This is a genomic window from Rhizobium anhuiense, from assembly GCF_003985145.1.
Classification (GTDB): Bacteria; Pseudomonadota; Alphaproteobacteria; order Rhizobiales; family Rhizobiaceae; genus Rhizobium; species Rhizobium anhuiense.
The window spans coordinates 216,408-230,383 of sequence record NZ_ML133522.1; the positions used below are offsets into that span (position 1 = coordinate 216,408).

Sequence of the window (13,976 nt, forward strand, 5' to 3'; positions counted from 1 at the left end):
ATCAACTCGAATTTATCGATGAGATATCACAGTCTCACGGCCAACGGACGACGGGGGGCAGCGAGGAGAGAATGGATTCCACATTGCCGCCGGTCTTCAAGCCGAAGATCGTGCCGCGATCATACAGCAGATTGAATTCGACGTAGCGGCCCCGGCGGATCAATTGTTCGTCGCGATCGGCCTCTGTCCACAACTTGTTGAAGTTGGAGCGAACGATCTTCGGATAGACCATGGCGAAGGCCCGGCCGACATCGCGCGTGAAGGCGAAATCGGCGTTCCAGCCGCCGGCTTCCTCGCTCGAATGCAGCCAGTCGTAGAAGATGCCGCCGATGCCGCGGGCCTCATTGCGGTGCTTCAGGAAGAAATATTCGTCGCACCAGGCCTTGTAGGCATCGTAATCGGCGACGGCGTGATTGCGGCAGGCGATCTCCATCGCCTTGTGGAAGAGCTGGCTGTCCTCGTCCTCCTGGGTCCGGCGGCGCGACAGCACCGGCGTCAGGTCGGCGCCGCCGCCGAACCAGCGGCTTGATGTGACCACCATGCGGGTGTTCATATGCACGGCGGGAACGTTGGGGTTCACGGGGTGGGCGATCAGCGAGATGCCCGAGGCCCAGAAACGCGGATCATCCTTGGCACCTGGTATCTGCGTCCGGAAATCCGGGGAGAATTCGCCGTGAACGGTGGAGGTGTGGACGCCGACCTTTTCGAAGACGCGGCCTTCCATCATCGACATCCGGCCACCGCCGCCGGCGCCGTTTTCGCGTGACCAGTCCTTGGCGACGAAGCGGCCGGGTTCCTGGTCGGAGAGCGGCCCTTCCAATTCGTCTTCGATGGCTTCGAAGGAGGCGCAGATCGTATCGCGCAATCCCTCGAACCAATTGCGGGCGGCAGCCTTCTTCTCTTCGATATCGTCAGGCAAGCCGATCGGCAGTTCCGGTCTTTCCATTTGCGCCTCCGGCGGTCACATCCGCTGTGGAAGCGACTCGCTCATTCTTGATTGCGCGCCATGATTAGCAGTTGGCGCAGCATCTCGCCAAGCGTGGCCAAGCACGGCTGGGCGCTTCCGAGATTCGACTCGCAAATCAAGTATTTCGATACTACCTTTTCCCAAGAGGTAGGTTAGATGAAAAAAGTTCCAGGACCTCCATCCTTCGATGGGCTGAAGCGCAGGATAGCGAGACATCGGGCGGAAAATCCTCCGCGCAAGAAGGACCATTTCGTGCGTGAGACATATTGCCTCGGCCTCATGGACGCGCGGGCCAAGGCGCGCGAATGGTTCGACGAATATCCGAAAGCCGCCTACTGGACCGAGGTGGAAAGCTGGCGCCAGCTCGACGGCGACCAGATCGAATTCACCATGCGCCGCCTGCCTTCGGCCGACTGATCGTCACTTCGCAGTGGTGCGTACGCGGCTTTCGATCAAGAGGCCGCTTTCATCCATGATTGGATGCGCGACGGAGACGATGTGGGCGTTGATGCGCTTCAGGTCGCGCAGCATGTCGAGATGCAGCGAACTCGTCTGCAGGCTGTCGGCGCGGCCATCGCGCAGACGTTCGAGGTGGCGCTCGGCAGATTGTTTTTCCATCCGGCGCACCTCGACCTTCACCTCCATCATCTGACGCGCGAGATTGAAATCGCGGGTGACGAAGATCGTCTGGGCGACGCGCAGATTGTCGATCGTCAGATCGAACAACTTGCGCAGTTCCTGATGACCGTCCTCGGAGAATTTCAGGCCAAGCGAGATCTTCTTCGTCACCTGCTCCAACAGGCCCTTCTCGATGATGTCGCCCATATGTTCGAGGTTGATCGCATAGTCGATGACGACGATCGAGCGGCGGGCGTTCTCATCGCTGAGACCCTCGCGGCCAAGTCTGGAGAGATAGACCTTCACTGCCTGCTGCAGTCGGTCGACGCGCTCTTCGAGGGCGGGGATCTCGGCAAGCTTGGATGCGTCGTTGCGCTCGAAGGCTTCGGAGACCCGGATCAGCATGCGCTCGATCAGGTCGCCGACGCCGAGCACTTCGCGGGTGGCGCTGGCGAGGGCCACGACCGGCGTCGAAAGCTCCTGCGCATCCAGATATTTCGGGGCACTGTCAGGCTCGGCCTGATCCGGCACCAGCCTGGCCATCAGGGCGGCGAGCGGCCTGGAGAATGGCCAGGCAACTGCTGCCAGCAGAAGGTTGAAGGCAAGATGCGCATCGACCGGCAGCTTGGCCGGGCCAAAGGGCAGCATCTGGATGAGTTCCGCACCGTAGCCCGCCAGCGGCAGGGCGATGAGACAGCCGAGCGTGCGGATGGCGAGATTGCCGAGAGTGACGCGCCGCGCCGAAGCCGGGCCGGACAATGTCGCGACCACAGGCGGTATCGCACCGCCGAGATTGGCGCCGAGCACGAGCACGATGACGAGTTCGGCAGAGACCACGCCGGCCGAGGCAAGCGACAGGATGAGCACCACCACCGCAAGACTCGACGAGGACGCAAAGGCGAGTGCCGCCGAGACGATCATTGCCACGGGCAGGGCGCCGTCCAGCAGGCCGATGAAGGCCGCAAGGGCGGGAGAGGCGCGCATGGGCTCCGTCGCAAGGCCGAGAAGGTGCAGCGACAGCAGCATCAGCCCGATGCCGATCAGCGCCGTGCCGCCGCCCTGGCTGGTGCTGGAGCGGCCGCGGTAAAGCACGATGCCGGCGAGGATCAGAAGCGGGGAAAGCCATTCGATGCCGGTGGCGACGATCCAGGCTGTGATCGCGGTACCGACATTGGCGCCGAGCAGAACGATCTGCGCCATGCGCGGCTTGATCAGGTCACGTTCGACGAAGGAGGCGGTCATCAGCGCCGTTGCCGTCGAACTCTGCAGCGCGACCGTTGCAACGAGACCCGACAGGAAAGAACGAAGACTGCCGCGCGTACCGGTCGCCAGACCCGTTCTGAGGCGGGCTCCGAAGGCTCTGGATACGCCATCCTTTACCTGCGCGAGGCCGAACAGCAGCAGAGCCACGGCGCCGAACAGGTTGATCATGATGATTGTAGAGTCCATTTTGTTGTTTTTATTCTTCTTTCACAGATCTGGAGAAGTGCTGCTTTCCTCGCATAGCTATTCCAACTTATTGAAATCATGGAGGCCAATATTGAATTTTTGATTGCCCGGCTAATAAATATACGCTGGTTTCACAGATAGACAACGCTATTTTGCGACATATTCTGGAGCGGATCGGCAATTCCGCAGGCTTTGCTCCGCCGGCGCCGCGTTCGTCAGGTCCAGACGGTTTGGCGCATTGCCTCACCGACGATCATGGCGGCCGAAACAGCGACGTTGATCGAGCGCTGGCCGTCGACCATTGGGATCAGGATGCGTGCATCGGCTGCTTCATGGACCTGATCCGGCACGCCGGCGCTTTCGCGGCCGAAGAGCAGGATATCGTCCGGGCGGAAGGCAAAATCAGTGTAGCGCTCCGCCGCCTTGGTCGAGGCGAGGATCAGGCGGCCGCCGGTGGTCAGGCGCCACGCTTCGAAGCGGTCCCAATTGACATGGCGGGTGAGGGCCGCGGCGGCGATATAATCCATGCCGGCCCGTTTCAGGTTGCGGTCGGACACATCGAAGCCGGCGGGCTCGATCAAATCGACCGCGAAGCCAAGGCAGGCGGCAAGGCGCAGGATCGTGCCGGTATTGCCAGGAATATCCGGCTGATAGAGTGCCAGTCTGAGTAAAGTCATGATGCGCCGTCTTTCCGCTTTCGCCGTCAAAGGCCTAATGCAACTGTGATTTCGGCGCAACAGGGCGCGTTTTGACCAGGAAACGTTCAATTTACGGCAATACAGGGCTGGAATTTTCGCGGTTTTCGCGTTATCCATGCCTATCTTCAATCGCCAGCAGGGAGGGTCACAATGAATATTTTGCTCGATATGCGCCTTCCCGCCGTGATGCCGATTAAGGCGACACGCCGCCGCTAGTGCGCATTTCTTTCTGAAATCCCCCTTTTGATCCATTGTGCGGCTGTTTCGGCCTCGCCCCTTGAACGTTCGGTTCCCATATGTGCTTGCATGGCGCTGGGATGGCGCGAAGCCGGGAGCCGAAACGCTGACGTTTCGGAGCAATTTCATGTTTGGCTGGTTCGAACAGCGACTCAATCCCTTTCCGAGCGAGGAGCCTGTCGCCCCGCCGAAGGGTCTCTTTGCCTTCTGCTGGCATTACAGCAAGCCGGCAGCCCCCTGGCTCGGCCTGATGGCGCTGCTGACAGCGCTGATCGCCGTCGGCGAAGTGGCGCTGTTCCAGTTCCTGGGCGACATCGTCGACTGGCTGACCAATGCCGACCGCGCCACCTTCCTGCAGACGGAGGGTCACAAGCTTTTCTGGATGGCGGCGCTTGTGCTGGTCGGTCTGCCGCTGACGGCGGGGCTCGATTCTCTCATCATGCATCAGATGATGCTCGGCAATTATCCGATGATCGCACGCTGGCAGATGCACCGCTTCCTGCTGCGCCACAGCATGTCGTTCTTCGCCAACGAGTTTGCCGGGCGTGTCGCCACCAAGGTGATGCAGACGTCGCTCGCCGTGCGCGAGACGGTGATGAAGATCCTCGACGTCTTCGTCTATGTCGTGACGTACTTCCTGACGATGATCATCGTCATCGCAGCGGCCGACTGGCGGCTGATGATCCCGATCCTCGTCTGGCTCGCCGTCTATATCAGCATCGTCGCCTATTTCGTGCCACGGCTTCGCAAGATCGCGGCCGCCCAGGCGGATGCGCGCTCGATGATGACGGGGCGCGTGGTCGACAGCTATACGAATATCGCCACCGTCAAGCTGTTTTCGCATGCGGGCCGCGAGGAGGTCTATGCCAAGGAGGGCATGGATGAGTTCCTGCAGACCGTGCACAAGCAGATGCGCAAGGTGACGCTCTTCCACATCAGCGTCTATCTGAACAACTGCGTTGCGCTCTTCGTCATTTCGGGCCTGTCGATCTGGTTCTGGCTGAACGGAGCGATCTCCGTCGGCGCCATCGCCATCGCCATTGGTCTTGCCATGCGCGTCAACGGCATGTCGCAATGGATCATGTGGGAAGTCTCGGCGCTGTTCGAGAATATCGGCACGGTCTATGACGGCATGGAGATGATGAGCAAGCAACACGACATCGTCGACAAGCCGGGCGCGCCCACCTTGACGGCGAAGAAGGGCGCGATCCACTACGACCGCATCCGCTTCCACTACGGCAAGAGCAAGGGTGTCATCGACAATCTGTCGCTCGACATCAAGGCGGGCGAGAAGGTCGGCCTGGTCGGCCGCTCGGGCGCCGGTAAGACGACGCTGATGAACCTGCTGCTGCGCCTCTACGACCTGGAGGCCGGCCGCATCACCATCGACGGGCAGGACATCGCCGGCGTCTCGCAGGAAAGCCTGCGCTCGCTGATCGGCGTGGTGACGCAGGATACGTCGCTGCTACATCGCTCGATCCGCGACAACATCGCCTATGGCCGTCCCGATGCCTCGGACGTCGAGATAATCGAGGCCGCCAAACGTGCGAATGCCTGGGAGTTCATCGAAGGCCTCGTCGACATGCAGGGCCGCGAGGGGCTCGACGCGCAGGTCGGCGAACGCGGCGTCAAGCTGTCTGGCGGTCAGCGGCAGCGCATCGCGATCGCCCGCGTTTTCCTGAAGGACGCGCCGATCCTGGTGCTCGACGAGGCAACTTCGGCGCTCGATTCGGAAGTCGAAGCGGCAATCCAGGAGAACCTCTTTGCCCTGATGGAGGGCAAGACGGTGATCGCGATCGCCCACCGGCTTTCGACGCTGACGGAGATGGACCGGCTGATCGTGCTCGACAAGGGCCGGATCATCGAGGCCGGCTCGCACAGCGAACTGATCGAGGGCGGCGGTATCTATGCCGACCTCTGGAACCGCCAGTCCGGCGGCTTCCTCTCCGATCACGCCGAGGAAGCGGAAGAGGCTGCGGAATAAGATGAAAGAGGCCCTCCCTGCGAAAGCGGGGAGAGCCTCTTGAATTCTCAGGGTTGCTTCGAATTTGCCGGCGCGTTTGCTATCCGTTCAAAGGCTGTCGGCCCAGTCGATCGCGCGGTGATGTTCGATCAGGACGATGGTGTTGGCGGCGGCGATCGTGCGCAGCGCCGTGATGCGGCGGCGCTCCTCCTGGTCGATCCATGCGGTGATGGCCTCGGTGACGATTTCGTCGCGCGGCTGCGCCAGGTCGATGGCCAGGGCATCCAGCCTCTCTGCAAGCGGAAGCGGAATATGCGCATCGAGCATTTTCGTTTCCATGGACCTTCTCTCCGGTGACACGCGATCATAACGTCAGATTGTGACGGGTTCGGGGGCAGTCAATGGCGATGCCGCCGATGTTATCGTTTATTACAAAAATATAAGCTTGCGTCCGCTTTTCATTCTCTTTGCCGCTCCCCTCAATCCGCCTATATCGCTTCTATGTTCCTGCGCCCCATCCTCCGCCTGTTCGAAACCTGGATCGATCCGTTCCGTCCACGCGCCAATCTCCAGCCCCCGCGTTCGACGCTCGGCTTCGTCTGGTTCTATATCGGCCAGGCGAGGATGCCGTTCATCGCCATGCTCGTTCTCGGCGGGACATCGGCGGCAATCGAGGCGGCGCTCTTCTGGTTCGTCGGCCGGCTGGTCGATATCCTCGGCAGTATCAAGCCCGGCGCCGGCTGGAGCGGACTTCTCGCAGCCCATGGCGGCGAACTGTTCGGCATGCTCGCCCTCATCGGGGGTGTGCGCTTCGTCGTCGCCTTCCTGATCGCGCTCGTCGATCAGCAGGTGATCACGCCTGGTTTCTATAATCTAGCACGCTGGCAGTCCTATCTCCATGTCTCCCGCCAGTCTTTATCGTTCTTTCAGAGCGATTTCTCCGGACGTATCGTCACCAAGGTCTGGTCGGCCGGGCAGGCAACCGGTGATCTCGTCACCTCGCTGATGGAAAGCGTCTGGTTCGTCGGCATCTATGCCGTAACGACGCTCGTGCTCGTCGCCCGGCTGGACTTCTCCCTTGCCGCCGTCGTGCTGTTCTGGCTTGGCGCCTTCAGCCTGCTTGCCCGCCACTTCGTTCCGCGAATTCGCCATCATTCCCGCGAAACGGCGGAAGCCGGATCGATGCTGAATGGCCGGATGGTCGATTCCTACAGCAACATGCAGACGTTGAAGCTGTTTGCGCGCGATGAGGAGAGCGACCGCTATATGCGGCAGGGCTTCGATATCTATCAGGATACGGTGCTGCGTTTCACGCGGTTCATCACTGGTGTCAGGGCCTCCATGGCGCTGCTCTCCGGCCTGATGATCGTGACGATGGCGGGGCTGAGCGTCGATTTGTGGCTGCGCGGCCTGGTCAGTTCCGGTGCTGTGGCATTCTCGTTGGCGCTGGTGCTCCGCCTGAATTTCCTGCTCGGACGGCTGATGACGCAGTTCAACGGCATCATGCGCAATCTCGGCACCATCCAGAACGCCGCCGAGCTGATCTCGCAGCCGCTGGGGCTCGTCGACCGGGCCGATGCCAAAAACCTGGTGATCCGGCATCCCGGCATCCGCTTCGACAATGTTTCCTTCCGCTACGGCAAGGGTCATCAGCCGGTCGTCGAGAATTTCTCTCTGACCATCCGACCGGGCGAAAAGGTCGGAATCGTCGGCCGTTCGGGCGCGGGGAAGTCGACCCTGATGAACCTGCTTCTAAGACTCTACGACATCCAGGACGGCCGCATTCTCATCGACGGCCAGGATATTGCAGCCGTGACGCAGGAATCGCTCAGGATGCAGATCGGCGTCGTCAGCCAGGACACTTCGCTGCTGCACCGTTCGGTGCGTGACAATATCCTGTTCGGACGGCCGGATGCCGGCGAGGAGGGGCTGGTCGAGGCGGCCAAGCGCGCCGAAGCCATCGACTTCATCGCCCGCCTGCAGGATCAGCAGGGCCGCAGAGGTTTCGATGCGCATGTCGGAGAGCGCGGCGTCAAACTGTCTGGCGGGCAGCGCCAGCGCATCGCCATTGCCCGCGTCATGCTGAAGGATGCCCCGATCCTTGTTCTCGACGAGGCGACGTCGGCGCTCGATTCGGAGGTGGAGGAAGCGATCCAGTCCAATCTCCACCGGATCATGGAAGGCAAGACGGTGCTTGCGATCGCCCATCGGCTGTCGACGATCGCCGCACTCGACCGGCTGATCGTCGTCGATCTCGGCCGGATCATCGAGGAGGGCAGCCATGACGAACTGCTTCGCCGCGGCGGGCTCTATGCCGAACTTTGGGCACGCCAGTCCGGCGGCTTCCTCGCGACGGACGAGGATGTGGGCTCAAGGGTCGACGACGAATTCCGCCATGAGGCCAAAATGGTTTGATCCGAAACTGTCCTCGATGCGGCGGACCGATTTCAGCCGCAGGGGCGCCCTGCTGAAGATATGATCGATCGGAATGCCGAAAGCACCGGCGCGGATTGGCCATGTCGCCGGCTCCAGCGATGCCGTGCCCAGGCCCTGGCTGCGCATGAGATACTGCACGTCGGGCGCCAGAATCGACGTATTGAAATCACCGGCAAGAACGAGCGGTCCCGGCAGGGAAGGGATAATCTCCGCGAGGTCTGCGATCTCAAGGCCGTGGAATTCGTCGTAATAGGGTTTGGTCAGGTGCGCGGCGAGGAAATTGACCTTCTGGCCGTCGAAATCGATCGTCGAGATCGTCAGCCGGTTGCGCCATAGGAGCCCGAGGCTGCGGATACGAGGTTCGATAAGCGGGCGCTTCGACAGGACCAGCGTATCGCATTGCTCCATGCCGACACCGCAGCCGATGTAATAAGGGTAGGTCTTCAACAGCCGCGGCAATTCCGACAGCAGCGGTTCGGCCTCCAGGATGTTGACGACGTCGGCGCCTGAGGCAATGGCCATGTCGGCGATCGCTGCCCCGTTCGCGAAATTATCGTTCTCGATATTGAAGGACATCAGCTTGAAGAGGACCGGGCGGCTTTGATCGACCGCGGGCTCGACGAATTCGCGCATCATCACGGCGCCGTGGACGGCAAGAACCAGCGATACGCCGAGCGTCAGAAACCCATACCAGTGCCGCTTGACGAGAAGGGCCGCGATCGAGGCGGCCGCCGCGGCCGCCGCCAGATGGAGCTGGAAGCTGTAAAAGAAGGAAAGCAGGTAGAAATCTTTGACATAGCGCAGAGAGACGATGGCGAGGACGAGGGTGGTGAGGACGCTGAATACGCAAAAAATCGTGTCTCTCATCCGCTCCGGTCCGGCTCGCTGGCGTGGTTGTGACTGCGCCTATCACGCCGGCTTTTTTGTTGCAATGCAACATAATGGCGAGCGCGTGTTTGCCTTAAAAAATTCATCCGAAATTTCCCGCGACATTGTGCCCTCATCCCCTTGTCAAGGCTGGACATAATTTGCGATCAAGCATAGAACGCGCCGGATTGCCGGGGAATCTATGGCCGAATTGTGTCCAGAGAGATTCGCCGGTAGAGGGGGTAGGGCGGAATTCCGCGAAAATTGCGCAGAGGATGTTAGCCGTGAGCGAACACGAAACGACAAGCGAGGGCATGGGCGAACCCACTCGCCGTGATTTCCTTTATCTCACCACTGGTATGGCAGGCGCCGTCGGCGCCGTTTCGGTCGCTTGGCCGTTCATCGATCAGATGCGTCCTGATGCTTCGACGCTCGCTCTCGCCTCCATCGAAGTCGACGTTGCCAGCCTCGAGCCCGGCATGTCGCTGACGGTCAAATGGCGCGGCAAGCCGATCTTCATCCGTAACCGTACCCCGGAAGAAGTGACGGCCGCAGCCGATGTTCCGCTGTCGGACCTCAAGGATCCGGTCGCGCGCAATGCAAACCTTCCTGTCGACGCTCAGGCAACGGGTGTTGACCGTTCGGGCGGCAAGGGCAAGGAAAACTGGATCGTCATGATCGGCACCTGCACACATCTCGGCTGCGTGCCGCTCGGCCAGGCCGGCGAATACAATGGTTGGTTCTGTCCCTGCCATGGCTCGGTCTACGACACGGCCGGCCGTATTCGTAAGGGTCCTGCGCCGCAGAACCTGGCGATTCCGACCTTTTCATTTTTGTCCGATACCAAAATCAAGATCGGTTGAGGGGAGACTGATTAATGAGTGGCCATTCCAGCTACGAGCCATCAACCGGCCTCGAGAAATGGGTCGATGCGCGCCTTCCGCTGCCGCGCATGGTCTATGACAGCTTCATCGCCTATCCGGTTCCGCGTAACCTGAACTATGCCTACACCTTCGGCGCCATGCTCGCCGTCATGCTGGTGGTGCAGATCCTGACGGGTGTCACGCTCGCCATGCACTACGCCGCCGACACGACGATCGCCTTCAACTCCGTTGAAAAGATCATGCGCGACGTCAACCACGGCTGGCTGCTGCGCTACATGCATGCCAACGGTGCATCCTTCTTCTTCGTCGCCGTCTACCTGCACATCGCCCGCGGTCTTTACTACGGCTCCTACAAGGCGCCGCGCGAAATCCTCTGGATCCTTGGCGTGGTCATCTACCTCCTGATGATGGCGACCGGTTTCATGGGCTACGTCCTGCCCTGGGGCCAGATGTCCTTTTGGGGTGCGACGGTCATTACCGGCTTCTTCTCGGCTTTCCCGCTGGTCGGCGAATGGATCCAGCAGTTCCTGCTCGGCGGCTTTGCCGTCGACCAGCCGACGCTGAACCGCTTCTTCTCGCTGCACTACCTGCTGCCCTTCATGATCGCCGGCGTCGTCGTCCTGCACATCTGGGCGCTGCATATCGTCGGCCAGACCAACCCGACGGGCGTCGAGGTCAAGACGAAGACCGACACGGTTCGCTTCACGCCCTATGCGACGATGAAGGATGCGCTCGGCGTTTCGGTCTTCCTGCTGGTCTATGCCTATTTCGTCTTCTACCTGCCGAACTTCCTCGGCCATGCCGACAACTACATCCCGGCCGACCCGTTGAAGACGCCGGCCCACATCGTTCCGGAATGGTACTTCCTGCCCTTCTACGCGATGCTGCGCTCGATCACCTTCAACATCGGCCCGATCGACTCCAAGCTCGGCGGCGTGCTGGTGATGTTCGGCGCGATCATCGTGCTGTTCTTCCTGCCGTGGCTCGATACCTCGAAGGTCCGTTCGGCCGTCTACCGCCCCTGGTACAAGCTGTTCTACTGGCTGTTCGTGATCAATGCGATCATCCTCGGCTGGCTCGGTTCGCAGCCGGCGGAAGGGCTGTTCACCACGATCTCGCAGATCTGCACACTCCTCTACTTCGCTTTCTTCCTGGTCGCGATGCCAGTTCTAGGCCTGGTGGAAACGCCGCGCCGTATCCCGAACTCGATCACCGAAGCGGTGCTCGAAAAGCGCAACAAGACAGCTGCCGCCAGTGCAGCGGCCAATGCGTAAGCGCGCGACGGAAGGGAATAGAAATATGAAAACGCTTGTTGCAAGCATTCTGCCGCTCGCCGTCGCTGTCGTTCTCGGCAGCGCAGCCTTCGCCGAGGAAGCGGCGCCCGCGAATGGAGCAGCACCTGCCCATCACGAGGAAGGCGCGACGCCGCACTATCCGCTGAAGGAGCCGAAAGAGGAAGAATGGAGCTTTGCCGGACCGTTCGGTCATTACGACAAGGCTCAGCTTCAGCGCGGCCTCAAAGTTTATACCGAAGTCTGTTCCGCCTGCCATTCGATGAACCTTGTGCCTTTCCGCATGCTCGACGAGCTCGGTTATTCCGAGGCGCAGGTAAAGGCTTTCGCCGCGAATTACGAGGTCCAGGATGGCCCGAACGCCGCCGGCGAGATGTTTACCCGCAAGGCGGTCCCTTCCGATCACTTCCCGTCGCCTTTCCCCAATGCGGAAGCGGCGGCTGCTTCCAACAATGGCGCGGCTCCGCCCGACTTTTCGTTGATCGCAAAGGCCCGCGAGGTCGAGCGCGGTTTCCCGCAATTCGTCTTCGATATCTTCACCCAATATCAGGAAAGCGGACCGGACTACATCCACTCGCTGCTGACCGGCTATGAAGAGCCGCCGGCCGGTTTCCAGGTGCCTCAGGGTGGACATTATAACCCTTATTTCCATGCCGCCGCCGTCCTCGCCATGCCGAAGCCGCTCTCCGACGGCCAGGTGACCTATGACGACGGCGCGCCGGCGACCGTCGAGCAGTATTCCAGGGACGTTTCCGCCTTCCTGATGTGGGCCGCCGAGCCGCATCTCGAAGAGCGCAAGCGCACCGGCTTCATGGTCATGATCTTCCTGGCGATCTTCACGGTGCTGATCTACCTGACGAAGCGCTCGGTTTACGCCAACAAGGAACACTGAGCGTTCCCTACCGGAATTCGAAAGGCGGCTTGCAGGCCGCCTTTTTTGTTGGTTCCATTCCTGTCAATTGATAGGGTGCGGCCAGTTTCATGCGCTCGCAGATATGGATTTTCCATGGACAATACGACTTCGGAGCTCGCAGCCAGCATCCGCTCCATTCCCGACTATCCCAAGCCGGGCATCATCTTCCGTGACATCACCACGCTGCTCGGCAACCCCCGCGCTTTCCGCCGAGCAGTCGACGAACTCGTGCAGCCCTATGCGGGCATGAAGATCGACAAGATCGCCGGCATGGAGGCGCGCGGCTTCATCCTCGGCGGCGCGGTGGCGCACCAGCTTTCCTCGGGCTTTGTGCCGATCCGCAAGAAGGGCAAGCTGCCGCACGAGACCGTGCGCATCGCCTACAGCCTGGAATATGGCGTCGACGAGATGGAGATGCATCGCGATGCGGTGCAGCCCGGCGAGAAGGTGATCCTGGTCGACGACCTGATCGCTACCGGCGGCACGGCGGTGGGTGCCACGAAGCTGCTGCGCCAAATCGGCGCCGAAGTGGTCGGCGCCTGCTTCGTCATCGATCTGCCGGATCTCGGCGGCCGCAAGAAGCTGGAAGAGCTCGGCGTCGTCGTGCACACGCTGGTCGAATTCTCCGGTCACTGAGTCCGTGGCTACTATGCGGCAGCGTCAGTCGAATTCGAGCACGCTGCTTTCGAAGCGGATTACGGCATCGCCGTTTTGATCGACGCCCTCGCAGAGGATGGTGTTGAGGTGCCAGCCCGGCCGCGACGCGAGCGGCCGGCTGGCGAGGAAGGCGACGGAATAGGTGACGACGTCGCCTGCGAAGACCGGCCGCAGCCATTGCAACTTCTGGAAGCCGGGCGAGGGGCCGAGGTTCGGCGACGTCAGGCCCTCCTGCGCGAGTGCGGCGCTCTGCCTTTCCCAAAAGGCGAGGAAGGTCCGCATCCAGGCGGCCGTGGTGTGCCAGCCCGAAGCGCAGAGGCCGCCGAAGAGCGTGTCTTTGGCGGCTTCCTTGTCGATGTGGAAACGCTGCGGATCGTAGCGCGTCGCGAAACGGATGATGTTTTCTTCGGTAAAGGCGTAGCTGCCGATCTCGACCTTCTCGCCGACGGCGTAAAGTTCCGACATTCTCATGCTGACAGCTCCGAGGTGGGACGCATACGGATCATCACCGAATTCTCCGAGACGCAGACGAGTTCGCCGCGCTGGTTTCCGACCTCATGACGAAACTTGACGATGCCCATTCCGGCGCGCGAGCGCATCGGCCGGGCTTCGAGGACGGTCGAATGGCCAGACAGCGTGTCGCCGGCAAGCACCGGCTTGCGCCATTCCATCAGATCGACGCCCGGTGCACCCTCGCAGAGCGAATGCAGCACATAGCTGTCGGCCATCATGCGCATGAACATCGAAGAGGTGTGCCATCCGGACGCGGCGAGCCCCCCGAGAATGCTGGCGCGGCCGGCCGCCTCATCGAGATGCATCGGCTGCGGGTCGAATTCGCTTGCGAACTCAATGATTTCCTCAGCGATCACCAGCTTCGGGCCGAGCGCGAAGCGGCGGCCGGGCTGGAAATCCTCGAAGGAAAGCTTTTCTGCCGACATTCGCTCCTCCCGCCATATGCAGCGCACAATGCTTACAATAGCATCCGCGCGGGCTCA

Annotated in this window: 14 protein-coding genes; 7 read left to right on the forward strand and 7 right to left on the reverse strand. The window is 61.1% G+C overall.

Going from position 1 to position 13,976, the window contains the following annotated elements:
• Window positions 1-34: 34 nt before the first annotated feature.
• A complete protein-coding gene (gene hemF, locus EEQ99_RS07105) occupies window positions 35-946 on the reverse strand; it encodes an oxygen-dependent coproporphyrinogen oxidase (RefSeq protein WP_028757012.1) in 912 nt (303 codons plus the stop codon).
• Window positions 947-1,123: 177 nt separating this feature from the next.
• Between hemF and EEQ99_RS07110 the strand changes: the two genes are divergently transcribed.
• On the forward strand, window positions 1,124-1,384 hold the full coding sequence (locus EEQ99_RS07110; protein ID WP_017965345.1) for a hypothetical protein: 261 nt from the start codon (window positions 1,124-1,126) through the stop codon (window positions 1,382-1,384).
• 3 nt (window positions 1,385-1,387) lie between these two features.
• Here EEQ99_RS07110 and EEQ99_RS07115 read toward each other — a convergent pair whose 3' ends face one another.
• On the reverse strand, window positions 1,388-3,034 hold the full coding sequence (locus tag EEQ99_RS07115; protein WP_028757013.1) for a Na/Pi cotransporter family protein: 1,647 nt from the start codon (window positions 3,032-3,034) through the stop codon (window positions 1,388-1,390).
• 215 nt (window positions 3,035-3,249) lie between these two features.
• Window positions 3,250-3,711, reverse strand: coding sequence for a tRNA (cytidine(34)-2'-O)-methyltransferase (locus tag EEQ99_RS07120; protein WP_028757014.1), 462 nt, complete (start codon window positions 3,709-3,711; stop codon window positions 3,250-3,252).
• 385 nt (window positions 3,712-4,096) lie between these two features.
• On the opposite strand from EEQ99_RS07120, the gene EEQ99_RS07125 reads away from it, so the two are divergent.
• Window positions 4,097-5,953, forward strand: a complete 1,857-nt coding sequence (locus EEQ99_RS07125; RefSeq protein WP_127430182.1) for an ABC transporter ATP-binding protein — start codon at window positions 4,097-4,099, stop codon at window positions 5,951-5,953.
• An 87-nt stretch (window positions 5,954-6,040) separates the two neighbouring features.
• Here EEQ99_RS07125 and EEQ99_RS07130 read toward each other — a convergent pair whose 3' ends face one another.
• Window positions 6,041-6,271: a CopG family ribbon-helix-helix protein gene (locus EEQ99_RS07130; RefSeq protein WP_028757016.1), complete on the reverse strand. Its 231-nt coding sequence runs from the start codon at window positions 6,269-6,271 to the stop codon at window positions 6,041-6,043.
• 162 nt (window positions 6,272-6,433) lie between these two features.
• Here EEQ99_RS07130 and EEQ99_RS07135 point away from each other — a divergent pair, with 162 nt between their 5' ends.
• The gene (locus tag EEQ99_RS07135) at window positions 6,434-8,347 is read left to right on the forward strand and encodes an ABC transporter ATP-binding protein (protein WP_063474522.1); all 1,914 of its coding nucleotides are present in this window, start codon (window positions 6,434-6,436) and stop codon (window positions 8,345-8,347) included.
• On the opposite strand, the gene EEQ99_RS07140 is transcribed toward EEQ99_RS07135, so the two are convergent.
• On the reverse strand, window positions 8,303-9,235 hold the full coding sequence (locus EEQ99_RS07140) for an endonuclease/exonuclease/phosphatase family protein (protein WP_063474523.1): 933 nt from the start codon (window positions 9,233-9,235) through the stop codon (window positions 8,303-8,305). The genes EEQ99_RS07135 and EEQ99_RS07140 overlap by 45 nt on opposite strands.
• 284 nt (window positions 9,236-9,519) lie before the next feature.
• Between EEQ99_RS07140 and petA the strand changes: the two genes are divergently transcribed.
• From petA to EEQ99_RS07160, 4 genes are all read left to right on the forward strand, one after another.
• Window positions 9,520-10,098 (forward strand): ubiquinol-cytochrome c reductase iron-sulfur subunit, encoded by a 579-nt coding sequence (gene petA, locus EEQ99_RS07145; protein ID WP_063474524.1) that lies wholly within the window; start codon window positions 9,520-9,522, stop codon window positions 10,096-10,098.
• A gap of 14 nt (window positions 10,099-10,112) precedes the next feature.
• On the forward strand, window positions 10,113-11,393 hold the full coding sequence (locus tag EEQ99_RS07150) for a cytochrome b (RefSeq protein ID WP_127430183.1): 1,281 nt from the start codon (window positions 10,113-10,115) through the stop codon (window positions 11,391-11,393).
• A 25-nt stretch (window positions 11,394-11,418) separates the two neighbouring features.
• Window positions 11,419-12,303, forward strand: a complete 885-nt coding sequence (locus EEQ99_RS07155; RefSeq protein WP_047611264.1) for a cytochrome c1 — start codon at window positions 11,419-11,421, stop codon at window positions 12,301-12,303.
• Between the two features lie 114 nt (window positions 12,304-12,417).
• Entirely contained in the window at window positions 12,418-12,960 is a 543-nt protein-coding gene (locus EEQ99_RS07160) for an adenine phosphoribosyltransferase (protein WP_018243044.1), read from the forward strand.
• A 24-nt stretch (window positions 12,961-12,984) separates the two neighbouring features.
• On the opposite strand, the gene EEQ99_RS07165 is transcribed toward EEQ99_RS07160, so the two are convergent.
• Window positions 12,985-13,452, reverse strand: a complete 468-nt coding sequence (locus EEQ99_RS07165; protein ID WP_063474525.1) for a MaoC family dehydratase — start codon at window positions 13,450-13,452, stop codon at window positions 12,985-12,987.
• Window positions 13,449-13,919: a MaoC family dehydratase gene (locus tag EEQ99_RS07170; protein WP_063474526.1), complete on the reverse strand. Its 471-nt coding sequence runs from the start codon at window positions 13,917-13,919 to the stop codon at window positions 13,449-13,451. Before EEQ99_RS07170 ends, EEQ99_RS07165 begins: the two co-directional genes overlap by 4 nt.
• Window positions 13,920-13,976 lie beyond the last annotated feature (57 nt).